Source organism: Bacillus silvicola, assembly GCF_050524305.1.
Lineage (GTDB): Bacteria > Bacillota > Bacilli > Bacillales > Bacillaceae_G > Bacillus_A > Bacillus_A cereus_AT.
Window position 1 is genome coordinate 1,407,408 of sequence record NZ_JBNGVC010000013.1, and the last position, 24,849, is coordinate 1,432,256.

The following is a 24,849-nucleotide window of genomic DNA, read 5'->3' on the forward strand; positions in this document are numbered from 1 at the left end:
TAATGACAGAAATCGTAAAGGTAAGAGAACAGCTACAAATGTCGCTTTCTGATTTCCAAGAACAAGCCACGCTGCAAAGTGGTCAAATTTTTGTAGTGGGGTGTAGCACGAGTGAAGTGCTAGGTGAAAGAATTGGAACATCAGGAACGATGGAAGTGGCAGAGGCGATTTTTTCTGAATTAAAGCAATTTCAAGAGGGAACAGGTATTGAATTGGCGTTTCAATGTTGTGAGCATTTAAATCGTGCTTTAGTAGTTGAGAGAGATGTAGCGATGAAATATCAGTTTGAAATTGTAACAGTTACGCCTGTTAGATCAGCAGGTGGTGCATTAGCGACGTATGCGTATCACAATTTTAAAGATCCGGTAGTAATTGAGTTTATTAAAGCAGATGCAGGAATGGATATCGGCGATACATTTATCGGTATGCATTTAAAACATGTAGCTGTTCCGGTTCGTACAAGTGTGAAGGAAATAGGAAGTGCGCATGTAACGATGGCGAAAACACGTGGAAAACTAATAGGTGGAGCACGTGCTGTTTATGCGGCAAATGAAGAAGCTATTCCTTGCCGTTAAACGTGAAAAATTATAAAGTCGCATAATAGCTTTATATCGAAAAATAAAAGGTATGTAGTCTGACTTTATAATAGAAGAAAGAAAAGACCGATTTCGGTCTTTTTTTTTCTTTTATGATATAGAAAGTCATGTTAGAATGTAGTTGAAAACATGAAGGTTCGAAAGAATTACAACCTGAATTTTCGTTTTTTCTGAATAAATGAGAAAAAACTATTGGGAATCGATGTAATTCGTTCAGAAAAGGGGGATTTTGGTGGATCATTTAAAACGTCAAGATGAAAAGGTATTTGCTGCAATTGAGGCAGAACTAGGAAGACAGCGTTCAAAGATTGAGTTAATTGCTTCGGAAAACTTTGTAAGTGAAGCAGTAATGGAGGCGCAAGGTTCTGTTTTAACGAATAAGTATGCTGAAGGATATCCTGGAAAACGTTACTATGGTGGCTGTGAGCACGTAGACGTAGTGGAAGATATCGCACGTGATCGCGCGAAAGAAATTTTTGGTGCAGAGCATGTAAATGTTCAACCACATTCTGGTGCACAAGCGAACATGGCAGTATACTTCACAATTTTAGAGCAAGGCGATACAGTACTTGGTATGAATTTATCCCATGGTGGTCACTTAACACACGGAAGCCCTGTTAACTTCAGTGGAGTACAATATAATTTCGTAGAATATGGCGTGGATGCTGAATCTCACCGTATTAATTACGATGATGTATTAGCAAAAGCGAAAGAACATAAACCAAAATTAATCGTTGCAGGTGCAAGTGCATATCCTCGTGTTATCGATTTCAAACGATTCCGTGAGATTGCAGATGAAGTGGGTGCATACTTTATGGTTGATATGGCACATATCGCTGGTTTAGTAGCTGCTGGTTTGCATCCAAACCCAGTACCACATGCACATTTCGTTACAACGACAACACATAAAACATTACGTGGTCCACGTGGTGGTATGATTTTATGTGAAGAGCAATTTGCAAAACAAATTGATAAATCAATCTTCCCTGGTATCCAAGGTGGTCCACTTATGCACGTAATTGCTGCAAAAGCTGTTGCGTTTGGTGAGACACTACAAGATGAGTTTAAAACATATGCACAAAATATCATTAATAATGCGAACCGCTTAGCTGAAGGCCTTCAAAAAGAAGGACTTACACTTGTTTCTGGTGGAACAGACAATCACTTAATCTTGATTGATGTTCGTAACTTAGAAATCACAGGTAAAGTAGCAGAGCACGTATTAGATGAAGTTGGTATTACAGTGAACAAAAATACAATTCCATTTGAAACAGCAAGCCCATTTGTAACAAGCGGCGTGCGTATCGGTACGGCAGCTGTAACATCTCGTGGTTTCGGCTTAGAAGAAATGGATGAAATTGCAGCACTTATTGCTTATACATTAAAAAATCATGAGAATGAAGTTGCATTAGAAGAAGCGCGTAAACGTGTAGAAGCGTTAACGAGCAAATTCCCAATGTATACAAATCTATAATAGATTGAAAAAGACTGCTGAAACGTAATTGTTTTAGTAGTCTTTTTTTTGGACATATATTGTTTTTAAAGTATGTATACAAATGATGAATAAATTTTGGCGATATAATGAAGGATACACCTCCCATAATTGGTAAAGATACTAGATAGATTCATCACAAAATCATGATTTTGCCAAATTTGCCCTTGAATATTAGTAGCGTTTTCTTTACAATCGTAAATAGTGTAAAAAAGCGTGTAAACGCATGAATATCATCTAAAGGAGAGATTCACATGGGAAAACTGTATGTATTTGATCACCCGTTAATTCAACATAAGATTACATATATTCGCGATAAGAATACAGGTACGAAAGATTTTCGTGAATTAGTGGACGAAGTAGCAAGCTTAATGGCTTTTGAAATTACTCGCGACCTTCCACTTAAAGACATTGAAATTGAAACGCCTGTAAGCAAAGCGACAACAAAAGTGATCGCTGGTAAAAAACTTGGTTTAATTCCGATTTTACGTGCAGGTTTAGGAATGGTTGATGGAATTCTGAAATTAATTCCAGCAGCAAAAGTAGGACACGTTGGTTTATACCGTGACCCTAAAACATTGCAACCGGTAGAATACTATGTGAAACTTCCAACGGATGTAGAAGAGCGTGACTTTATCGTACTAGATCCAATGCTAGCAACAGGTGGTTCTGCAGCTGAAGCAATTAATTCTCTGAAAAAGCGCGGTGCAAAGCAAATTAAATTAATGTGTATCGTAGCTGCTCCAGAAGGAGTAAAAGTAGTACAAGAAGAGCATCCTGATGTTGATATTTATGTAGCAGCATTAGATGAGAAGCTAAATGACCATGGTTATGTAGTTCCAGGTCTTGGTGATGCTGGTGACCGTTTATTCGGAACGAAGTAAGACAACAGACGAGAGGGGAGTCCCCGCTCGTCTTTTTTTTCGCCCTGAGCGTGCGGGGGAGGGGGAGATAAATATACAGGGTGTATACAACATAAGTTGCATACACATCACATATAATATAGAAGTCTTACGTCTTGGGAACACTATATTATGGAAGGAAAGCGCTATATCTTAAAAATATAATAGTGACAAACTTGTGAACATTTTCTTCTATTATAAAGAGAAAACTGTTAGAAATTGCATATCTCTAACCAGTATTTAGAAGGGGAACGTTTTCATTTTTGGGAGGAAATGACTAATACTCAAATTTTTTGATTTTTTACGATTTCTCGTTGACACTGTTAATACCCTATTGTATGCTAACAACGGGGATAGATGGTAGGGCTTTCAGTGACAAAAATGCATCTATTCCGTGACGAAAATGTAAACTTTTTATTTTGTATAGAATTTATGCAGAAAAATGAGTTATTATTAACACATCGTGAATGAGGGTTACATATTGGAGGGATGAATCCTTGCAAAAAAACGATCGCAGCCATATAAAAGCATATGCTTTAATGTCAGGAATTCTTGCTCAGTTAGTCGGTTCTATTCTTATTGGAATCTTTGGTGGGCAATGGATTGATAATAAGGTTGGAACGTTTCCATTGTTTCTTATTATAGGGTTATTACTCGGTTTAGGAACAGGGATATACGCAATGATTCGACTCATTCGACATTACTATTCGGGAGAGCAATGATGATAGACGTACATGGACTTGTCCAAAGACAAAAGAAATATATGTACTACTTGCTTGCGCTTCTAGTGCTAGGATGGGGATTTACCTCTTACAAGGATGTATTTCTTGGACTGATTATCGGAACGATTTTCAGTTTTCTTAGTTTGCGCATCATTGCACGTAGAACAGACAAGCTATTAGATCGCGTAACAAATGGAGAAAACGTGAAGTTTAAGGCGACAGCGGTAAGTACATATTCAAGATTTGCCACGATTGGGTTATTAATTTTATTTGCAGCCAAATATCAAGAGCTAATTGCGATGTGGGGCCTAGGTGTAGGATTGCTGACAGGATACCTTGTCATGATCATAGATTTTCTTTATTTAGAGTATAAGAGCAGGGAAGAGAGGTGAATTACTAGTGGAACACGGTAAATTAGTTGAATTTCTAGGTTTAACGTTCGATTTGTCATCAGTTATGATGGTTACTGTAGCAGCAGTTATTGTTTTCTTAATCGCTGTTATCGGAACTCGCAGTTTAGCCCTTCGCCCAACCGGGATGCAAAATTTCATGGAATGGGTGTTTGACTTCGTGAAAGGGATTATCAATAGTACGATGGACTGGAAAACAGGTGGACGTTTCTTAACGCTTGGCGTTACGCTTATCATGTTTATCATCGTATCGAACTTCCTTGGTTTACCATTCATGTATTCAACAGTTGAGGCTGGCGAACATATTGCATGGTGGAGATCACCAACGTCTGATCCAGCAGTTACATTAACATTAGCCGTGATGGTAGTTACCCTCACCCATTATTATGGAATTAAGATGAAGGGTACGAAAGAATATGTTAAAGGTTATTTCCAACCAATGAAATTCTTATTCCCATTAAAGGTTATTGAGGAGTTTGCTAACACATTAACGTTAGGTCTTCGTTTATTCGGTAACATTTATGCAGGTGAGATCTTATTAGGATTACTTGCTAAGTTAGGCGGGGCATCATTCCTTGGAGCATTAGGTGCGCTTGTACCAATGTTAGCATGGATGGGATTCAGCGTATTCGTTGGATCAATCCAGTCATTTATTTTCGTTATGTTAACGATGGTTTATATGGCTCATAAAGTAAGCCATGACCATTAATATAATTTAAGTAAGAAAAAATTTATTTTTTTATAATACAAAGGAGGACAAATTAAATGAGTTTAGGTGTAATCGCAGCTGCAATTGCAATTGGTTTATCAGCATTAGGTGCAGGTATTGGTAACGGTCTTATCGTATCACGTACAATCGAAGGTGTTGCTCGTCAACCAGAATTAAAAGGCGCACTTCAAACAATTATGTTCATCGGGGTTGCTTTAGTTGAGGCACTTCCAATCATCGGTGTAGTTATTGCTTTCATCGTAATGAACAAATAAGGGAGACTCCCCTTACATAGATGGCGAAGAGTGTTTTTTGAACTTTCTTCGCCATTGCTTTATGAACGAAACGTATGTCTTTTTTTTTCATATGATCAATTTAGATATTTTGAAGGGAGTGAATCCTTGTGCCAACTTTATTATTAGGGGCTGCCATTCCATTTGGAACGATTGCTTATACATTGTTCATTTTCTTACTTCTATTAGTAATGCTACGCAAATTTGCGTGGGGTCCTTTAATGGGAATTATGAAAGAACGTGAAGAGCATGTTACTAGTGAAATCGACGCTGCAGAAAGAAGTAACGCTGAAGCGAAGAAATTAGTAGAAGAACAACGTGAAATGTTAAAACAATCGCGTGTTGAAGCACAAGAGTTAATCGAAAGAGCGAAAAAACAAGCTGTAGATCAAAAAGATGTGATTGTTGCTGCTGCGAAAGAAGAAGCAGAATCAATTAAAGCATCTGCTGTACAAGAAATTCAACGCGAAAAAGAGCAAGCGATTGCTGCTTTACAAGAACAAGTCGCTTCTTTATCTGTTCAAATTGCTTCTAAAGTAATTGAAAAAGAGTTAAAAGAAGAAGATCAAGTGAAGTTAATTCGCGATTATATTAAAGAAGTAGGAGAAGCGCGATGAGCAATGGGATTGTAGCAAAACGTTATGCTGTCGCTCTTTTTAAAATTGCAAAAGAAAAACACGTATTAGAAATGTTTGAAGAGGAATTACGCCTTGTACAAAACGTTTATGTAAAGAACGGAGAACTACATAGCTTTTTAACGCAACCGAACATTTCAAAAGAGCAGAAGAAAACGTTTCTTGCAAACGTATTCGGATCTGTTTCTGAATCTATTTTAAATACGTTATATATTTTAATTGATAACAAGCGTATTGAAATCTTACCTGAAATTGCGGATGAATATGTTGTTCTTGCTAATGAAGAACGTAACGTAGCGGATGCAACTGTGTATTCTACTCGTCTTCTATCTGAAGAAGAGAAGCTTAACGTTGCAGAAGCATTTGCAAAGAGAACGGGAAAAGATGCAATTCGCGTGAAAAATGTTGTAGATGAAGATTTACTAGGCGGCATTAAAGTACGTATTGGAAATCGCATTTACGACGGAAGCTTACAAGGAAAATTAGCACGTATTCAGCGTGAATTAATGAAGAATAGATAGGGGTGAAGCACATGAGCATCAGAGCTGAAGAAATTAGCGCACTGATAAAGCAACAAATCGAGAACTATCAGTCTGAAATCGAAGTTAGTGATGTTGGTACAGTTATCCAAGTTGGTGACGGTATCGCGCGTGCTCATGGTCTTGATAACGTTATGGCTGGTGAACTTGTAGAGTTCTCTAACGGCGTTATGGGGCTAGCACAAAACTTAGAAGAAAACAACGTAGGTATCATTATTTTAGGACCTTACACAGAAATCCGTGAAGGTGACGAAGTTCGTCGTACTGGTCGCATCATGCAAGTACCAGTAGGGAAAGAACTAATCGGTCGTGTTGTAAACCCATTAGGTCAACCAGTTGATGGTTTAGGCCCAATCAATACAACAAACACTCGTCCAATCGAAAGTCCAGCACCAGGTGTAATGGATCGTAAATCTGTTCATGAGCCACTTCAAACAGGTATTAAAGCGATCGATGCTCTTGTACCAATTGGCCGTGGTCAACGTGAGTTAATCATCGGTGACCGCCAAACAGGTAAAACAGCAGTTGCACTTGATACAATCATTAACCAAAAAGATGAAGATATGATTTGTATCTATGTAGCTATCGGACAAAAAGAATCAACTGTACGTAACGTAGTAGAAACACTACGTAAGCACGGTGCATTAGATTACACAATCGTTGTAACTGCATCAGCTTCTCAACCAGCTCCATTATTATACTTAGCTGCTTATGCTGGTGTAACAATGGGTGAAGAGTTTATGTACAATGGTAAACACGTATTAGTAGTATATGATGACTTATCAAAACAAGCAGCGGCTTACCGTGAGCTTTCATTACTATTACGTCGTCCTCCAGGTCGTGAAGCATATCCAGGGGATGTATTCTACTTACATTCTCGCTTATTAGAGCGTGCAGCAAAATTAAGTGATGCAAGAGGCGGCGGTTCTTTAACTGCACTACCTTTCATCGAAACACAAGCAGGGGACGTATCAGCTTACATCCCAACAAACGTAATCTCGATTACGGATGGACAAATCTTCTTACAATCTGACCTATTCTTCTCTGGCGTACGTCCAGCGATCGATGCGGGTACTTCTGTATCTCGTGTAGGTGGATCTGCTCAGATTAAAGCAATGAGTAAAGTATCAGGTACACTTCGTCTTGACCTTGCATCTTACCGTGAGTTAGAAGCGTTCGCTCAGTTCGGTTCTGACCTTGATAAAGCAACACAAGCGAAACTAAACCGTGGTGCTCGTACAGTTGAGGTATTAAAACAAGGATTACACAAACCGTTACGTGTAGAGAAACAAGTTATCATTCTTTACGCTTTAACACGTGGATTCCTAGATGATATCCCAGTAGTAGATATCACTCGTTTCGAAGAAGAATTCCATGCTTGGTTAGATTCAAATGCGACTGACTTATTAGAAGAAATCCGCACAACTAAGAAACTTGCGGATGACGACAAATTTGCAGCAGCAATTAACGGATTTAAAAAAGTATTCGTAGCTTCTGAATAATAAAAGTGGAAGCGGCTCGTTCTGAATGTGAGGGGGATGGAGCTTCTGACGAAGAGACGGTCTTTGTCTCGTAGGAAGAAGTGAAGCCACCGAGCATTCAAGCCGCTGGAGCTAGATAGTATATATATAAGGCATCTCAAGATTTGAGATTGCTGACGGTTATGTAAAGGAAAAGAGTAGGTGCACCTATTCTTTTCCTTCAATCATGAGCAAGAATATCTTGCAACGTAGATTAGGAAGAGGATTCTTACTAATCGTGCCAACTTCTGGAAAAAAGGTGGTGAAAACCTGTGGCATCTTTACGCGATATAAAAGCGAAGATTACCTCGACAAAGAAAACGAGCCAAATTACGAAAGCGATGGAGATGGTATCTGCATCTAAGTTAAACCGTGCAGAGCAAAATGCTAAATCTTTCGTTCCGTATATGGAAAAGATTCAAGAAGTAGTAGCGAGCATTGCGCAAGGAAGTAAAGGGATTAATCACCCAATGCTAAATGCGCGTCCTGTAAAGCGTACAGGGTACATCGTTATTACATCTGATCGCGGACTAGCAGGTGGTTATAACAGTAACGTATTACGTACGGTAAGTAACGTAGTTCGTGAACGTCATAATATGGATTCAAACCAATATTCAATTATTGTGCTTGGACGACTAGGACGTGATTATTTAAAACGTCGCGGCTTTAACATCATTGATGAAGTAGTTGGATTATCTGACCACCCATCATTTACTGATATTAAAGATCTTGCTTCTCGAGCAATTGCGATGTTCGCAGATGGTGCTTATGATGAGCTGTACATTTACTACAACCATTACGTAAGTAAAATTTCACAAGAAGTAACGGAAAATAAAATTTTACCGCTTACTGATGTGGCGTCTGACAAACCGACGACAGCTTATGAATTCGAACCTTCTGAAGAAGAAATTTTAAAAGTATTATTGCCACAATACGCAGAAAGCTTAGTGTACGGTGCATTACTAGACGGTAAAGCAAGTGAACACGCGGCGCGTATGACAGCAATGAAGAGTGCTACAGACAACGCGATGGAAGTTATCGATTCACTTACACTTTCATTCAACCGTGCACGTCAAGCAGCGATTACGCAAGAAATTACGGAAATCGTTGGTGGAGCAGCAGCGTTAGAATAGTATTAAAAAGCGTAGGTGGCTTGCCCAGAAGGGGAGGGCATTGGAACTCCTGACAAAGAGGCGTTCTTTGCCTCGTAGGAAGGGGTGAAATGACCGACCCTTCTAGCCACCGGAGCTAGATTCAATAAAAAGTGGAAGCGGCTCTGTCAAAAGAGTCGCATAAGCTATAAACTAATAAAAAATTAAAAGCCGACTTCTCTTAGAAAGTTGGCTAATTAAAAGAAAGCTAGGAGGGAACCCGATGAATAAAGGGCGCGTTACGCAAATCATGGGTCCGGTTGTAGACGTTAAGTTTGATGGCGGAAAGCTACCAGAAATCTACAACGCCCTTACGGTAAAACAAAGCAACGAAAACGGAGCAAACATTAACTTAACATTTGAAGTTGCACTTCATTTAGGTGATGACACAGTTCGTACAGTTGCAATGTCTTCCACAGATGGACTTGTTCGTGGCACAGAAGTAGAAGATACTGGTAAAGCAATCTCTGTACCAGTTGGTGATGCAACACTTGGTCGTGTATTTAACGTATTAGGTGATGCAATTGACTTAGATGGTGAACTTCCTGCGGATGTACACCGTGATCCAATTCACCGCCAAGCACCTGCATTCGAAGAATTATCTACTAAAGTAGAAATTCTTGAAACTGGTATTAAAGTAGTAGACTTACTTGCTCCTTACATTAAGGGTGGGAAGATCGGTCTATTCGGTGGTGCCGGTGTAGGTAAAACGGTATTAATTCAGGAATTAATCAATAACATCGCACAAGAACACGGTGGTATCTCTGTATTCGCTGGTGTAGGTGAGCGTACTCGTGAGGGTAATGACTTATACCATGAAATGAGCGATTCTGGCGTAATCAAGAAAACTGCGATGGTATTCGGACAAATGAATGAGCCACCTGGAGCACGTCAACGTGTTGCATTAACAGGTTTAACAATGGCTGAGCATTTCCGTGATGAGCAAGGACAAGACGTACTATTGTTCATCGATAACATCTTCCGTTTCACGCAAGCAGGTTCTGAAGTATCTGCCCTTCTTGGTCGTATGCCATCTGCGGTAGGTTACCAACCAACACTTGCAACAGAAATGGGTCAATTACAAGAGCGTATTACATCTACAAATAAAGGATCTATCACGTCTATCCAAGCGGTATATGTACCAGCCGATGACTATACGGATCCAGCACCAGCTACAACGTTCGCTCACTTAGATGCAACAACAAACTTAGAGCGTCGTTTAACACAAATGGGTATTTACCCAGCCGTAGATCCATTAGCATCTACATCTCGTGCACTTTCTCCAGAAATCGTAGGAGAAGAGCATTATGAAGTAGCTCGTCAAGTACAGCAAACTTTACAGCGTTATAAAGAGCTTCAAGATATCATCGCTATCTTAGGTATGGATGAGTTATCTGAAGAAGATAAGTTAGTTGTACATCGTGCTCGTCGTATTCAATTCTTCTTATCTCAAAACTTCCACGTAGCTGAGCAGTTTACAGGTCAAAAAGGTTCTTATGTACCTGTAAAAAATACAGTTAGTGGCTTCAAAGAAATTCTAGAAGGAAAATATGATGACCTTCCAGAAGATGCATTCCGCTTAGTAGGTAGCATTGAAGAAGTTATTGAAAACGCGAAGAAAATGATGGCGTAAGGCCTTAGGAGGGACGAATTATGAAGACATTTCCAGTCAGTATTGTAACTCCTGATGGACCGGTTTACGAAAAAGAAGTAGAAATGGTAAGCGTAAAAGCAGAGAGTGGGGAAATGGGGATCTTACCAGGTCACATTCCAACTGTTGCACCATTAAAAATTAGTGCGGTTCGTCTGAAAAATGGTGGGCACACTGATTATGTAGCAGTAAGTGGTGGCTTTATCGAAGTTCGTCCAGATAAAGTAACTATATTATCATCATCTGCTGAAGAAGCAAACCATATCGATATCCATCGTGCAAATGAATCGAAACGTCGCGCTGAGCAACGTATGCAAGATAAACAAGCACATGTTGACTTTAGACGTGCAGAAATGGCCTTGCAGCGTGCTGTGAACCGTTTAAACGTTTCCGATATGAAATAAAAATCCGTGAGGGCTTCGCCTTCACGGATTTTTTTGTTGTTTATGAATAAATTAACAAAATGGTATAATTATGTCATTGCTTGTATAAGTAGAGAATATAGAGCAATTTATATTTTATAAAGGAGATGAACAAATGATCGGTGAAATGAAGCAAGAAGCATTACATTCCTTGAAGGGGAAATGGGGCTTAGGTGTTGGATCGACGATTTTATATCATATTATAAGTTACGTCGTTTCAATGGCTGTAATGCTTATACTATTAATTTCAGGAGTTATAATATTTCTTTTAGTGACTATTTCAACTGGTTCAATTGAAGAAGGAGCGATGTCAATTGGAGCTAGTGTTATGTTTGGGATTTTTTATTGCCTTATGATAATTTTAGGTTCTGCAGCTTATGGTATTACTTCATACGGTTATACGAATGTGTTTCTACAAATAAGTAAACGAGAAGATGCTAGAGTAGATTATTTATTTGAAGGATTTCGTGGTTTTAAAAGAATGATGAAAACAATGTGGGCTATGCTTGCACTTTTGTTATATACAGGTACGTGGGTTCCGATGCTTGGAATGATTGTATTTGGGATATTAGGCTTTTTTGATGAGAATGCCAACCCATCTTTCATAATCGCTTTCTTTGTTTTACTAGCTATTTCGATCATTGTAATCGCTGTTCTGTATTTTTCATATTCGATGACGTATTATGTGATGGTTGAAAAATCAGAATATAGCGTTTCGCAGGCGATGAAAGAAAGTAAGAACCTTATGAAGGGGCATAAACTAGATTTATTTCTTTTATGGCTTAGCTTCATAGGATGGGCTATCTTAGCGATTCTTACTCTTGGAATAGGATTTCTTTGGCTTAGTCCATATGTAGGTACAACGACAGCGCATTTTTATCGCTATATTGCAAAAGGTGAATTGTAGTAGGAACATGCTATACTAATAGAATTGTTACGTATAGGAGGCTAAGTATGATTAGTGATTTAAAAGGAGAAGCGCTGGACTCACTAGAAGGAAAATGGGGATTAGCTGTTGGGGCAACATTACTTATTTCGATTCTTATGTCAGCTTTTAGTTTTAGTATTGATTTCATTTTCTCTCAGGTTTGGGATTGGAAAGAAGTAAATAACTCACTTACAGTAGACGTTATTACAATACTTCTGGTAGGTCCATTAACGCTAGGTGGCTATTATTTAGCGCTACATTTAATTCGTGAAAAAGAAGCGCGTATTGGGCATATATTCAGATGGTTTACAGAAGGAAGTAAGTTTATAAAGTCATTTTTATTATATATAGTAGTAAACATTTATATTTTCTTATGGTGCTTACTATTTATTATTCCAGGTATTATTAAATCATTTTCTTATGCAATGACGTACTTTATAATAAATGATCATCCGGAGTATTCCATAAATCAAGCTATTACAGAAAGCCGTCGTATGATGGATGGACATAAAATGGAGTATTTCATTTTATGTTTAAGTTTTATTGGTTGGTTTATATTGAGTTGTATTACATTAGGGATTGGATTTTTATGGTTAATTCCATATTTTTATACTACGTCAGCAGCTTTTTACGAAGAGATTGCAGAAGAATATTACGAGAAAAAAATTCCGACACTATAAAGTGAAACTTTAATCAGTGGGGGGTATCCCACTGATTATTAGCCTTCACCAATCGGGCATTTACGGGCAGTTGATCTCCCACCTAGCTTCTTTGCTCCAGCATAATTTTGAGGTGGGAATCTTACTGCCCGCAAATAGCGGGATAAAAACACCCAGTGTGAACTATTGGTTCATACTGGGTGTTTTTTGTAGAAATCTTATAAATTCTTTACTTGTTAGAGGTTTACTGAAATAGTAACCTTGCATGTATTTACAGTTATTTTTCTTCAAAAATTTAAGCTGTTTTTCTGTTTCAATTCCTTCAGCAACGACGGAGAGATTTAAAGTATTTGCCAGAGAAAGGATAGTGGAAACGATGGCTCTTTCTTCAGGTCGATGATCGGCTAGTTGTGTAAATTCTTTTGGTACTTTTAATGTATCGATAGGGAAAATTGATAAATAAGCAAGAGAAGAATAGCCGGTACCGAAGTCATCGATGGACGTTTGAATACCATATTCTTTTAATTGCTTTAGTCTAGATAATGTTTCTTTTTCATCAATCATCGCAATTCGTTCTGTTAGTTCAAGTGTTACATCTTTCGGGTCAATCTCAACGTCCTTTAGTATTCGTGAAATATTTTCGATTAATTGATTTTGTTGAAATTCTCTCGCTGATAAATTGACACTCATTTTTAAGTTTGTATATCCAAAACTTTTCCATATTTTTAGTTGACGACAAGATTCTCTTAACACCCAATGTCCAAGCGGAACGACTTGTGGTGTCTCTTCTACAATTGGAATGAACTCGCATGGTGAGATGTCACCTAATAGTGGATGTTTCCAACGTATTAATGCTTCAGCACCGATAATTTTATTTGTTGTCGTATCAATTTGGGGTTGATAGACGAGATAAAATTCGTTGTTTACTAAAGCGAGTGGCAAGTCTTTTTCGATTCGAGCTTTTCGTTCCATTTTCTTATATAGTTCTTTCGTGTAAAGAGAGCTACGATTTTTCCCTTTATTTTTTGCTTCGTACATGGCCATATCGGCATGTTGCAAAATAGACAGTGGGTCTTCGCCTGCTTCAGGGTATATGGCAATCCCGATACTCGGTGAGATGTGTAAATGTTGATTTTCGATTTCGAATGGTTCGTTCATGGCTACTACAATCATATCAGCTATCCTTTTTACATCTGTTCTTTTGTTATAATTTTCGATAAGGATTGTGAACTCATCCCCAGCTAGTCGAGCAAGTTTCATATTCTGTGTCGATATTCGTTCGAGCCTTTTTGCTACTGCAATTAATAGGAGATCTCCTACCCGGTGACCAAGGGTATCATTAATAACTTTAAAGCGATCTAGGTCTAGAAACATAACAGCAAAAGGTCTTTTTGATATTTTTGCTCGTGCAATTGCTTGTTCTAACTGCTGATGAAATGAACGGCGGTTTGCAAGTTCCGTTAAAGTATCGTGATATGCTAAGAAATTAATTTGTTCTTGTTGCTGCTTGCTTTCTGTAATATCTTTAATCATTAAATAAACTCCAGAAATATGCTCCTTTAAAAAGATGGGAACAGCTGTAACATGCAAATAGTAAATATCTCTATTTTTATGATATGCCCGTATTTCTAAAGAAATAGAGTTCCCTTTTTTTACGTGATGAAAGGCATTAATGATCTCTTCCAAATCTTCTTCATACATAAGTGAATAGTATGGTTGGTTTAATAATTCATTCGTTTGATAACCGAGTAAAGTAGTTCCAGCGTTGTTCACATTTAGAAAATTACCGTACAAATCTAATGTGAAAATTGGATCTGGATGATGCTCGTATAAAGATTTAAACATTTGTTGGTTATGATATAACTCATTTTTTTGTTCTACTAAATCTTCTGTACGTAGTTCAATTTGTTTCTCGAGTTCCAAGTTGAATTGCATTTGTGCTAGTAATAATATTTTATTCTGTCTTCGGACTAACATATGGCGTATGAGAACGAAGGCGAAAGTTACCATCAGTCCAATTACTACGATAGGTGCAAAAACATTTTCGACCAATATAAAAACAATAAGCATCACTACAGAAATATACGGTAATGATAATCGGATTGATTCACCCAATTGAGGTGTTAGTAATACTTGTTCTTGTTTTTCAGGCTCTTTTGTGTGAAGTATACAAGCGATTGCTACCAATACTAAAGTTACTTGATAGAATGGAGAAACTGTGAACATAGAGTACTCAGGCTGGAAGTATTTTATATAAGCATAAATAGCATCCGTAGTAGCATACAAAATTAAAGCACTGCCAAGAAGAGCACCAACTTGTTTTGGTAGTAAGAATAATGGTCTAAATAAAAGATTGATTCCTATTAAAAGAAAGAGTAAATCAGCCATTGGATACGTGAGTTGAACAAACATGTCGATATATGATGTTGTGAAAATATGAATGGTTCTTTCAATAAGCAAATAGTAGCTTAGAGTAAATTGAGCTGTAACAATAATACAAATATCACATATCGTAGAAAGCTGTTCCAATAAGTTTCGGTCATAAATAATTTCATATAGAAAGGCAAATGCAAAGCTAATTAAACATAATAAGTAAAAAAAGTCTGATGGATCAACGAATGTATAGTAGTCATGCAGAATTAAGCGTTGATAAGCAACTACTATATCACCAATGAAATAAGAAAAGGATCCGATAGTTAATGTTATCCAAAACAAACGAGATAACCCTTGTTTTACATTTGAAAAATAAAAGATATAACTGCAAATTGTAATATCAATTAATATGGTACTGATGCTAGTTAATATTTGAAATGGGAGTGCGTACTCATATAAAAAGGACATTGATACGTAATGAATAGCTATATACAACAATGAAATGCTTATAAGAATACTTACGTGTGCTTGTTTTGTCATTTATATCACCCACTGTATATACATAAGAGCCACCTTTTGTAGTTTATGTTTTTTTAGGATTGCTTGAAAAATATATAGAATTTCTATATTTATTTTACACATTTATAATGAGTTGTAAAAATAGTTTTGTTTAGTAAGTATTAATTGTTGTTTCTGTTCCCAATATATCGACATAGGAATTTGAAGTTTGCTATAATGATTAAAATAGTTGCATTATTTAGAAAAATTTAAAAATAATAAATAATGCAAGTAAGACATATTGTTTACTATGTGAACTTGTTCTTAATTCAGGGGGGAGGGTTTCACAATGGCAAGTGTATATGAAAATAGTTATATGATTGTTTTGATTTTCTTGCTATTAGGTATATTGCTGCCGGTAGTGGCTCTTACATTAGGGAAAATGCTGCGTCCAAATAAACCGAGTGCAGCGAAAGCGACGACGTATGAGAGTGGAATTGAGCCTTTTCATGATGCGAATATTCGATTTCATGCTCGTTATTATATTTTTGCTTTATTGTTCGTCATCTTTGATGTAGAAACTTTATTTTTATATCCATGGGCTGTTGCATATGACAAGCTGGGTTTATTTGCACTGATTGAAATGCTCATTTTTGTTGTGATGTTGTTGGTTGGATTAGCGTATGCTTGGAAAAAGAAGGTGTTACAATGGTTATAAATTTTGAGGAATTACACCCACAGGAGCGAGCGGAATTAGAAAGGAATATCTTTTTTTCTACATTGGAACAGCTCAAGGGATGGGCACGGAGCAACTCTTTATGGCCGATGACATTTGGACTGGCATGCTGTGCGATTGAAATGATGGGGGTAGGTTCATCACATTACGATTTAGATCGATTTGGGTCATTTTTTCGGACGTCACCAAGACAATCGGATGTCATGATTGTGTCAGGAACGGTAACGAAGAAAATGGCGCCTATTGTTCGGCGCTTATATGATCAAATGCCTGAACCAAAGTGGGTAATTGCGATGGGATCTTGTGCAACAGCCGGTGGTCCGTATGTGAATTCGTATGCGGTTGTGAAAGGTGTAGATCAAATTGTACCAGTTGATGTATATATTCCTGGATGCCCACCAAACCCTGCTGCTTTAATTTATGGAATTAATAAATTAAAAGAAAAAATTCGTTACGAGGCGAAGACAGGGAAGCAGGTGACGAATAAATGAGTGATCCAAATAAAGACTTAGAAAGTATGAAGAGAGAAGCAGCCCGTCATGCGAAAGAGGAAGCGCGAAAACGTCTTGCCGCGAAACATGAGACAGAAATGTCTAAACTTGAAGGAGAACATCGAGAAAAAGAGAAAGCGCTACCAAAAAATAAAGAAGTTAATGTAGAAGAAGCAAAACGTCTTGCCGCAGCAGCCGCAAAAGCGAAAGCAGCGGCACTAGCGAAGCAAAAGCGAGAAGGAACAGAAGAAGTAACGGACGAAGAAAAAGCGAAAGCAAAGGCAAAGGCCGCAGCAGCCGCAAAAGCAAAAGCAGCGGCATTAGCGAAGCAAAAGCGAGAAGGAACAGAAGAAGTAACGGACGAAGAAAAGGCGAAAGCGAAGGCAAAGGCCGCAGCAGCCGCAAAAGCGAAAGCAGCGGCACTAGCGAAGCAAAAGCGAGAAGGAACAGGAGAAGTAACGGACGAAGAAAAAGCGAAGGCAAAGGCCACAGCAGCCGCAAAAGCAAAAGCAGCGGCATTAGCGAAGCAAAAGCGAGAAGGAACAGAAGAAGTAACGGATGAAGAAAAAGCAAAAGCGAAGGCAAAGGCCGCAGCAGCTGCAAAGGCAAAAGCAGCGGCACTAGCGAAGCAAAAGCGAGAAGGAACAGAAGAAGTAACGGACGAAGAAAAAGCAAAAGCGAAGGCAAAGGCTGTAGCAGCTGCAAAGGCAAAAGCAGCGGCACTAGCGAAAGCAAAATCCTCGCAAGGTGATGGAGATTCTGGAGATGAAAAAGCAAAGGCTATTGCAGCCGCGAAAGCGAAAGCCGCTGCTGCGGCAAGAGCAAAGGGAGCTGTAAATAAGATAGAAGATGAACCGCAGCAGGAAGAACCATCAGTTAACCAACCGTATTTAAATCAATATGTGGAGGCTGTTAAGGAGAAGGTAGGGGAATATGCATTAGTAGATTCCTATATTAATAAGCTTTCAAAAGATGTTCCAACTCTTGTGGTGGAGCCTTCAAAATATTATGAAGTGATGGAGTTAATGCGATTGCATGAGGGACTTGCTTTTGATTATATGTCAGAGCTACATGCGACGGATTTTGTGACGCATATGGAAGTATATGTTCATTTATTTTCATATGGAAAGAAGCAGTCAGTAGCAGTGAAGGTAAAACTGGATAGGGAAGCGCCGCAAGTAGAATCGGTGACGCCGCTTTGGAAAGGGGCAGATTGGCCGGAGCGTGAAGCGTATGATTTGCTAGGTATTGTATTTAAAGGTCATCCTAATTTATCTCGCATTTTAATGCCGGATGATTGGGTAGGGTATCCACTTAGGAAAGATTATGAACCGTATGATGTGGAGGTGTAGCTTGTGATCCGTACGGAGGAGATGCTCTTAAATGTTGGACCGCAGCACCCGAGTACACATGGTGTGTTTCGGCTTGTAATTAAGATTGACGGGGAAATTATTAAAGAGGCTACACCAGTTATCGGGTATTTGCATCGCGGAACAGAAAAGATTGCTGAGAGCTTGCAGTATACACAAATTATCCCGTATACAGATCGAATGGACTATTTATCAGCGATGACGAATAACTACGTCATTTGCCATGCTGTAGAGACGATGATGGGACTTGAGATTCCGGAGCGTGCTGAATACTTACGTGTGCTTGCGATGGAGCTGGGAAGGGTTGCAAGTCATCTCGTCTGGTGGGGAACGAACCTGCTTGATATAGGGGCGGTTAGTCCGTTTTTATACGCATTTCGTGAACGAGAGATGATTATAAATTTATTAAATGAATTGTGCGGTGCAAGGCTTACTTTCAACTATATGAGAGTCGGCGGCGTGAAGTGGGATGCGCCGGACGGCTGGATTGAGAAGGTGAAAGAGTTTGTTCCGTATATGAGAGAGCAATTGGAAGGGTATCACGACCTTGTTAGCGGAAATGAAATTTTCTTAAATCGTGTGAAAGGCGTTGGCATATATAGCGCGGAAGAGGCGATCTCGTACTCTCTGAGCGGAGCGAATTTGCGGTGCACGGGAGTTCATTTTGATCTTCGCAAAGATGAGCCGTATTCTATTTATGATCGTTTTGACTTTGACATTCCTGTTGGGAGTGTGGGGGATGCCTGGGATCGCTACGTTTGCCGGATGAAAGAAATTGAGGAGTCATTAAAAATTATTGAGCAAGCAGCTGAGCAGTTCCCAAAAGATGGAGCCGTGCTGGCAAAAGTGCCGAAAATTATTAAAGCACCTAAGGGAGAAGCATTTGTCCGTATAGAGTCACCGCGGGGAGAGATTGGTTGCTATATTGCTAGTGATGGAAAGAAAGAGCCATACCGTCTGAAATTCCGCAGACCATCTTTTTATAATTTGCAAATCTTACCGAAGTTATTGAAAGGTGAAAACATCGCCAATTTAATTACGATTTTAGGTGGGGTTGATATTGTACTTGGGGAGGTTGACGGCTAATGATTGAGACGCTCTTACAATCACCTTCAGGCTGGACGAATTTCTTCATTTTTTTCGGATTAGCGGTGCTTTTATTATTTGCAGTCCTTGGCTTCGTTACATACGGTATTTTGGCAGAACGGAAAGTGATGGGATTTATGCAAGGGCGGATTGGACCAAACCAAGTTGGGGGCCGGTTCGGTTTATTACAAACGGTAGCTGATGTTTTGAAATTATTATTAAAAGAAGATAGCATTCCGAAGGCTGCAGATAAACCGTTGTTTATATTAGCGCCTGTTATTGCTTTCGCACCAGCATTTATGGTACTTGCGGTTATCCCGTTTACTGATAAATTTCAGTTCGCGGATATTGGTGTAGGATTACTGTATTACATTGCTGTTTCTGGGATTACGACGATCGGCGTTGTAACCGGGGGATGGGCATCGAATAATAAATACTCCCTTCTAGGAGGGATGCGCGCAGCAGCGCAAATGATTTCTTATGAGATTCCACTTGTGATGAGTGTAATTGGCGTCGTTTTGTTAGCTGGTAGCCTTAATTTAAATGAGATTGTAGCGGCGCAAGAGAAGGTATGGTACATTTTCGCGCAGCCGATCGGTTTCGTCGTTTTCTTAATTGCTGCAGTTGCAGAGTTAAATAGGACGCCATTTGATTTACCCGAAGCGGAGTCAGAACTTGTTTCGGGATACCATACGGAATACTCAGGGTTTCGCTGGGCGTTTTTCATGCTTTCAGAGTATGTGTATTTCTTCGGGATGGCATCTTTAATTACAGTACTTTTTTTAGGCGGATGGAATCCAGTTATGTTCCTTGGATTTATTCCAGGAGCAGTATGGTTTGCTCTGAAATTCAGCAGTGTGGTCTTTCTATTAATTTGGTTCCGCGTTACGTTCCCACGTATAAGAGGTGACCAGTTAATGGAGTTTGGCTGGAAAGTATTATTGCCAATTGCACTTGCAAATATTTTCTTAACGGCATTGATTAAGGAGTTATTCTTCTAATCTATAAAGGGGGTGCCAGTAAGAGATGAAAGGACTATTTAAAGGTTTAAAATATACGCTTAGTAATTTGAGTAAGAAAAAGGTGACGTATGATTATCCGAATCAGCCGTTGCCATTACCAGATCGCTTTCGGGGTATTCAAAAGTTTTATCCAGAGAAATGTATTGTTTGTAATCAGTGTTCCAATATTTGTCCGACAGATTGCATTCAATTAACGGGAAAAAAACATCCTGATCCTACGAAAAAAGGAAAAATTATCGACACGTACGATATTAATTTTGAAATTTGTATTCTTTGTGATTTATGTACAGAAGTTTGCCCAACAGAGGCAATTGTAATGACAAATAACTTCGAACTCGCAGAGTATTCACGTGATGATTTATTTAAAAATTTGCAGTGGCTTGACGAAAACGACGAGAACGTCAGGAAGGAGAATAAAGCATGAATGGCGAGTTTGTAGCATTCTTTATCCTATCCTTGTCTGCGATTATCGGCGGTGTTCTTATGTTGAACTTAACGAAAGTCATGCATATGATGCTAGCTCTCGTTCTTACATTCCTCAGCATTGCAGGTTTGTACTTTCTTTTATCAGCCGAGTTTATCGGTGTTGCACAAATTTTACTTTACTCTGGTGCGATCACTATTATTATGATTTTTGGCATTATGTTAACGAAACATAACGCGGAAAATGAATCGCGTCTTACTCTTCGAAAATGGATTATCTTCTTTGCGGTTGTAGCATTTGGAGCAGTTATGTATTTCGCTGTTAATAGTATCGATTTTTCAAATCAAAGCACACAAGGAAGTTTACCTCTTCATGAAAACAACACACTTCAAATCGGTACACTTCTCTATTCAAAATATATTATTCCATTCGAGTTAACTTCAGTTATTTTACTTGTAGCACTTGTAGGAGCGATTATCCTTGCGAAGAAGGATGAGGGGGAGGAGGATTCCCATGAGTAGCGTTCCGGCTTCTGCGTATTTAACACTTGCGATTATTTTGTTTTGCATCGGCTTATTTGGAGCTTTAACAAAGCGAAATACAGTAATTGTATTAGTTTGTATCGAATTGATGCTTAACGCGGCCAATTTAAATTTAGTAGCGTTTAGTAAATTAGGCTTGTTTCCGAATTTAACAGGGCAAATTTTCTCGCTGTTTACGATGTCTGTAGCGGCAGCGGAGGCAGCGGTAGGGCTTGCAATTTTGATTGCTTTGTACCGTAATCGCCCGACAGTTCATGTAGATGAGATGGATACGCTCAAAGGATAGCATTGTGACCGAAAAGGGGGAAGGAAACAATGATCGATTATGCATGGCTCATACCGCTTTTCCCGCTTGTTTCGTTTGTGTTACTTATTGTGTTCGGGAAGAAAATTAGAGAGGGAAGTAGTGTACTAGGTATTTTCTTTACCTTTCTCTCTTTTATATCCGCGGTAGTGGTACTAATAGAACGGCTTTCATCCGATACGGTGAAGCATAAGTGGGTATGGCTTAGGGCAGGAGATATAGATATATCATTTGGTTTTGAAGTTACCGCATTGGGAGCTTTAATGTTATTTATCGTTACACTTGTAAGTTTTCTTGTACATGTGTACTCAAAAGGTTATATGAAAGGTGACGAAAGGTTACCAACCTTTTATGCATATTTAGGGCTCTTTACATTTGCAATGCTTGGGCTTGTTATATCGACGAATTTACTACAGCTTTATATATTTTGGGAGTTAGTCGGCCTTGGTTCGTTTTTACTTATCGGTTTTTATTTCTTTAAAGAAGAAGCGAAGGCTGCTGCGAAAAAGGCTTTTATTATGACACGCATTGGGGATGTTGGGCTATTTATTGGGATGATTTTAATTTTTTGGCACGCAGGTAGTTTTGAATATGACGCGATCTTTAAAGCGATTCATACGGGTGACCTCTCGCCTTCTATGATTACAATAACGGCGATATTAATTTTTATCGGTGCGATGGGGAAATCAGGTCAGTTTCCGCTTCATACGTGGTTGCCAGATGCAATGGAAGGACCGACGCCTGTTTCGGCGCTTATTCACGCGGCAACGATGGTTGCAGCCGGCGTATATTTAGTAGCGACGATGTTCCCACTATTTTCAGCAAGTGCGGTAGCAATGCAAACCGTTGCAATCGTTGGGGCTTTCACCGCAATCTTTGCGGCCTCTATCGGCCTTGTACAAACGGATATTAAGAGGGTTCTTGCTTATTCTACAGTTAGTCAGCTCGGGTATATGATGCTTGCGCTAGGCTCTGCTGGTTATGTAGCTGGTGTCTTTCACTTAACGACACACGCCTTCTTTAAAGCATTACTGTTTTTGGCGGCAGGAAGTGTAATTCATGCAGTCCATACACAAAACATTAATAAAATGGGCGGTTTACAGAAAAAGATGAAAGTAACTGGTGTACTGTTTTTAATAGGCACACTTGCAATTAGTGGTGTTCCTCTTCTTTCCGGATTTTTTAGTAAAGATGAAATTTTAGCGGCGACTTGGATGAATGGCAATTACTTTCTATTCGTTTTAGCGGTAATTGCGGCATTTCTAACAGCGTTTTATATGTTCCGTCTATACTTTCTTGTCTTTACAGGGGAAACGAAGACGAAGGAAGAGGTGCATGAATCGCCTCGCACAATGACGTATCCGATGATTGTCCTCGGTATTCTCGCGGTAGTGGCAGGCTATATAAATACACCGTGGTTCGGGACGTTTCTTGGGGATTGGCTTACGAAAGATGTAGGATTCAAAGTGCAGGAAGTACATGGACCTGTTTGGATTATGATTGTTGCGACGCTCGTTTCATTTGCAGGAATTGCCCTCGCATATTTCATATATGGTAAGAAATCTATCTCTAGAGATGGGGCAGGTGGAGAAGGGACGCCTCTTTATAACCTTTTGAAAGAAAAATATTATGTGGATGAACTCTACAATGTTACGGTGCTTCCTATTACGAAAGGAATCGCTCATGTGCTTCGCTTATTTGAAGTATACGTTGTAGAAGGAATTGCAGTTTTAATTGCGGGATTGGTTAAAGGTATGAGCCGTCTAGGATCGCGGCTTCAAAACGGGAATGTACAAGTGTACGGAACTGTAACGGTCGTTTCGCTCGCAGTGCTCCTAATTATTTTGTTATATACGGGAGGGGATTTACGGTGAATGGATTACTATTAACGTTCTTCATTTTTTCCCCACTTTTAGGAATTCTCTTGCTTTTATTAACGCCGAAACGAGAATCGCGTACAGTGCAGGCGCTTGGTTTATTCGGAACGGCGCTTCCATTTGGAATTGCTATCGTCCTCGCTTGTACATACGCTTCAGGAAAGAGTTTATCGATATTTGATGAAAAAGTGAAATGGATTAAATTTGGGGATTTTGCAGCGGTAGATAAGAGATGGTTTTCCATTTATTACGAGATTGGTATTGATGGTTTATCGCTTGTAATGATGGTGCTGACGGCCCTTCTAGCGATGCTCGCAGCAATTGCGGCATTTTCCATTAAAAGAAATTTGAAAGCATTCTACATGCTATTACTCATGCTAGAAATAGGGATGCTCGGTGTCTTCGCTGCTCAAAATTTAATGCTGTTCTTCATCTTCTTTGAAATTACGTTGCCACCAATGTTTTTATTAATTGGCAAGTGGGGGAAATTGTCGAGTGAAAAGGCTGCATATAGTTATTTAATATATAACGGTATTGGATCAGCTATTTTACTTATCGTTTTCTCGGTTTTATTTGCGAAAACAGGTACAACAAATATTACGGAGCTTAAAGAAATATTAACGAGTGTAGGTGCTGGGGGAGGAATGGCTGTCTCAAGTAGCTTACAGTTCGGCTTGTTTCTTGCCATAATGATTGCCTTTGCGATTAAGCTTCCTGTTTTCCCTTTGCATCGCTGGATGGTCAATGTACACATAGAAGCGCATCCTGCTGTAGTTATGCTTCATGCGGGAGTTTTACTGAAAATTGGAGCATACGGTATTATTCGCTTCGGGAAAGGATTATTTCCAGAACATTTTCGTGATTTTGCAACGCTAATTGCGATTTTAGGAGTCATTAATTTATTGTACGGGGCCTTTCTAGCACTCATCCAAACGGACTTTAGAAAGGTGCTTGCTTACTCTAGTATTTCGCATATGGGCATTGTGTTAATGGGGCTTGCGGCGTTAAATGTACCAGGTATACAAGGGGCGCTGTTCCAGGTTGTGTCTCACGGTTTAATTGCGGCATTGCTCTTCTTCTTACTTGGCATGATTGAAGAGCGTTTTGGGACTTCAGATATTACAGCGCTTGGTGGACTCGCAAAAAGTGTTCCTGTGCTTAGCGGCTTCTTCCTAACGGGAGGTATGGCATCGCTTGGAATGCCAGGGATGTCTGGATTTATTAGCGAATTCCTTGCTTTTCTCGGTTTATTTCAAGGGAAACCAGTTATAGCTGCCGTAGGCGTACTTGGAATTATTTTAACCGCTGTATACGTATTAAGAGCGACACTTCAAGTGACATTTGGTAAGAAAGAATGGGAAGCGAAATCTGATATACACGGATGGGAGTATGTTCCTGTTATATTACTTATCGTTTGTATTATCGCAATTGGAGTAATGCCAGAACTACTAGGGGATCCGCTTCAAAATACGTTGAAAACATTGGGGGTGAAGTAGG

The 24,849-nt window shown here is 39.1% G+C and carries 27 protein-coding genes; 26 read left to right on the forward strand and 1 reads right to left on the reverse strand.

Annotated elements, in window-relative coordinates:
• Positions 1-2 precede the first annotated feature (2 nt).
• The 16 genes from ACP6L7_RS29340 to ACP6L7_RS29415 all read left to right on the forward strand — a co-directional run bounded on the left by ACP6L7_RS29340 (position 3) and on the right by ACP6L7_RS29415 (position 12,650).
• Complete coding sequence (locus ACP6L7_RS29340) at positions 3-575, forward strand: TIGR01440 family protein (protein WP_097831474.1); 573 nt, start codon at positions 3-5, stop codon at positions 573-575.
• Positions 576-828: 253 nt separating this feature from the next.
• Positions 829-2,070: a serine hydroxymethyltransferase gene (gene glyA, locus ACP6L7_RS29345; RefSeq protein WP_141533317.1), complete on the forward strand. Its 1,242-nt coding sequence runs from the start codon at positions 829-831 to the stop codon at positions 2,068-2,070.
• Between the two features lie 272 nt (positions 2,071-2,342).
• The gene (gene upp / locus ACP6L7_RS29350; RefSeq protein WP_000517539.1) at positions 2,343-2,972 is read left to right on the forward strand and encodes a uracil phosphoribosyltransferase; all 630 of its coding nucleotides are present in this window, start codon (positions 2,343-2,345) and stop codon (positions 2,970-2,972) included.
• A 375-nt stretch (positions 2,973-3,347) separates the two neighbouring features.
• Entirely contained in the window at positions 3,348-3,461 is a 114-nt protein-coding gene (locus ACP6L7_RS29355) for a DUF4024 domain-containing protein (RefSeq protein ID WP_000232963.1), read from the forward strand.
• 26 nt (positions 3,462-3,487) lie between these two features.
• On the forward strand, positions 3,488-3,712 hold the full coding sequence (locus ACP6L7_RS29360; RefSeq protein ID WP_001171218.1) for an AtpZ/AtpI family protein: 225 nt from the start codon (positions 3,488-3,490) through the stop codon (positions 3,710-3,712).
• Positions 3,712-4,104, forward strand: coding sequence for an ATP synthase subunit I (locus ACP6L7_RS29365; RefSeq protein ID WP_000567600.1), 393 nt, complete (start codon positions 3,712-3,714; stop codon positions 4,102-4,104). Before ACP6L7_RS29360 ends, ACP6L7_RS29365 begins: the two co-directional genes overlap by 1 nt.
• A gap of 7 nt (positions 4,105-4,111) precedes the next feature.
• Entirely contained in the window at positions 4,112-4,831 is a 720-nt protein-coding gene (gene atpB, locus ACP6L7_RS29370; RefSeq protein ID WP_061680019.1) for a F0F1 ATP synthase subunit A, read from the forward strand.
• Positions 4,832-4,887: 56 nt separating this feature from the next.
• Entirely contained in the window at positions 4,888-5,106 is a 219-nt protein-coding gene (gene atpE, locus ACP6L7_RS29375; protein WP_000052064.1) for a F0F1 ATP synthase subunit C, read from the forward strand.
• A 128-nt stretch (positions 5,107-5,234) separates the two neighbouring features.
• Entirely contained in the window at positions 5,235-5,741 is a 507-nt protein-coding gene (gene atpF / locus ACP6L7_RS29380; protein ID WP_001142619.1) for a F0F1 ATP synthase subunit B, read from the forward strand.
• Positions 5,738-6,280: a F0F1 ATP synthase subunit delta gene (atpH, locus tag ACP6L7_RS29385; protein ID WP_000064687.1), complete on the forward strand. Its 543-nt coding sequence runs from the start codon at positions 5,738-5,740 to the stop codon at positions 6,278-6,280. The genes atpF and atpH overlap by 4 nt, the downstream gene beginning before the upstream one ends.
• A gap of 11 nt (positions 6,281-6,291) precedes the next feature.
• Positions 6,292-7,800 carry a F0F1 ATP synthase subunit alpha gene (gene atpA / locus ACP6L7_RS29390; RefSeq protein ID WP_000027511.1) on the forward strand — a complete coding sequence of 503 codons (1,509 nt, stop codon included), beginning with the start codon at positions 6,292-6,294 and terminating at the stop codon, positions 7,798-7,800.
• A 290-nt stretch (positions 7,801-8,090) separates the two neighbouring features.
• Complete coding sequence (atpG, locus tag ACP6L7_RS29395) at positions 8,091-8,951, forward strand: F0F1 ATP synthase subunit gamma (protein ID WP_063222513.1); 861 nt, start codon at positions 8,091-8,093, stop codon at positions 8,949-8,951.
• A gap of 241 nt (positions 8,952-9,192) precedes the next feature.
• Entirely contained in the window at positions 9,193-10,602 is a 1,410-nt protein-coding gene (gene atpD, locus ACP6L7_RS29400) for a F0F1 ATP synthase subunit beta (RefSeq protein WP_097831477.1), read from the forward strand.
• A gap of 20 nt (positions 10,603-10,622) precedes the next feature.
• Positions 10,623-11,024, forward strand: a complete 402-nt coding sequence (gene atpC / locus ACP6L7_RS29405) for a F0F1 ATP synthase subunit epsilon (protein ID WP_002123795.1) — start codon at positions 10,623-10,625, stop codon at positions 11,022-11,024.
• A gap of 133 nt (positions 11,025-11,157) precedes the next feature.
• Entirely contained in the window at positions 11,158-11,949 is a 792-nt protein-coding gene (locus ACP6L7_RS29410) for a DUF975 family protein (RefSeq protein ID WP_430529543.1), read from the forward strand.
• A gap of 47 nt (positions 11,950-11,996) precedes the next feature.
• Positions 11,997-12,650: a DUF975 family protein gene (locus ACP6L7_RS29415; RefSeq protein WP_430529544.1), complete on the forward strand. Its 654-nt coding sequence runs from the start codon at positions 11,997-11,999 to the stop codon at positions 12,648-12,650.
• A gap of 162 nt (positions 12,651-12,812) precedes the next feature.
• Here the strand turns inward: ACP6L7_RS29415 and ACP6L7_RS29420 are convergent, their stop codons facing one another.
• Positions 12,813-15,542 carry a putative bifunctional diguanylate cyclase/phosphodiesterase gene (locus ACP6L7_RS29420; RefSeq protein ID WP_430529545.1) on the reverse strand — a complete coding sequence of 910 codons (2,730 nt, stop codon included), beginning with the start codon at positions 15,540-15,542 and terminating at the stop codon, positions 12,813-12,815.
• A 307-nt stretch (positions 15,543-15,849) separates the two neighbouring features.
• Here ACP6L7_RS29420 and nuoA point away from each other — a divergent pair, with 307 nt between their 5' ends.
• The 10 genes from nuoA to ACP6L7_RS29470 are packed head-to-tail and all read left to right on the forward strand — an operon-like array spanning position 15,850 to position 24,848.
• Positions 15,850-16,218, forward strand: a complete 369-nt coding sequence (gene nuoA, locus ACP6L7_RS29425) for an NADH-quinone oxidoreductase subunit NuoA (RefSeq protein ID WP_000179270.1) — start codon at positions 15,850-15,852, stop codon at positions 16,216-16,218.
• Positions 16,209-16,727 carry an NADH-quinone oxidoreductase subunit NuoB gene (gene nuoB, locus ACP6L7_RS29430; RefSeq protein WP_000236333.1) on the forward strand — a complete coding sequence of 173 codons (519 nt, stop codon included), beginning with the start codon at positions 16,209-16,211 and terminating at the stop codon, positions 16,725-16,727. Before nuoA ends, nuoB begins: the two co-directional genes overlap by 10 nt.
• Positions 16,724-18,079, forward strand: a complete 1,356-nt coding sequence (locus ACP6L7_RS29435; RefSeq protein ID WP_430529546.1) for an NADH-quinone oxidoreductase subunit C — start codon at positions 16,724-16,726, stop codon at positions 18,077-18,079. Before nuoB ends, ACP6L7_RS29435 begins: the two co-directional genes overlap by 4 nt.
• Positions 18,080-18,082: 3 nt before the next feature.
• The gene (nuoD, locus tag ACP6L7_RS29440) at positions 18,083-19,183 is read left to right on the forward strand and encodes an NADH-quinone oxidoreductase subunit NuoD (RefSeq protein ID WP_128856213.1); all 1,101 of its coding nucleotides are present in this window, start codon (positions 18,083-18,085) and stop codon (positions 19,181-19,183) included.
• A complete protein-coding gene (nuoH, locus tag ACP6L7_RS29445; protein WP_430529547.1) occupies positions 19,183-20,184 on the forward strand; it encodes an NADH-quinone oxidoreductase subunit NuoH in 1,002 nt (333 codons plus the stop codon). The genes nuoD and nuoH overlap by 1 nt, the downstream gene beginning before the upstream one ends.
• Positions 20,185-20,209: 25 nt before the next feature.
• Positions 20,210-20,629 carry an NADH-quinone oxidoreductase subunit NuoI gene (nuoI, locus tag ACP6L7_RS29450; protein WP_000677191.1) on the forward strand — a complete coding sequence of 140 codons (420 nt, stop codon included), beginning with the start codon at positions 20,210-20,212 and terminating at the stop codon, positions 20,627-20,629.
• On the forward strand, positions 20,626-21,150 hold the full coding sequence (locus ACP6L7_RS29455) for an NADH-quinone oxidoreductase subunit J (protein WP_001012819.1): 525 nt from the start codon (positions 20,626-20,628) through the stop codon (positions 21,148-21,150). Before nuoI ends, ACP6L7_RS29455 begins: the two co-directional genes overlap by 4 nt.
• The gene (gene nuoK, locus ACP6L7_RS29460) at positions 21,143-21,457 is read left to right on the forward strand and encodes an NADH-quinone oxidoreductase subunit NuoK (RefSeq protein ID WP_000100081.1); all 315 of its coding nucleotides are present in this window, start codon (positions 21,143-21,145) and stop codon (positions 21,455-21,457) included. The genes ACP6L7_RS29455 and nuoK overlap by 8 nt, the downstream gene beginning before the upstream one ends.
• A 29-nt stretch (positions 21,458-21,486) precedes the next feature.
• Positions 21,487-23,349 (forward strand): NADH-quinone oxidoreductase subunit L, encoded by a 1,863-nt coding sequence (gene nuoL / locus ACP6L7_RS29465; protein WP_430529548.1) that lies wholly within the window; start codon positions 21,487-21,489, stop codon positions 23,347-23,349.
• A complete protein-coding gene (locus tag ACP6L7_RS29470) occupies positions 23,346-24,848 on the forward strand; it encodes an NADH-quinone oxidoreductase subunit M (protein ID WP_430529549.1) in 1,503 nt (500 codons plus the stop codon). Before nuoL ends, ACP6L7_RS29470 begins: the two co-directional genes overlap by 4 nt.
• The last annotated feature ends 1 nt before the right edge of the window (position 24,849 follow it).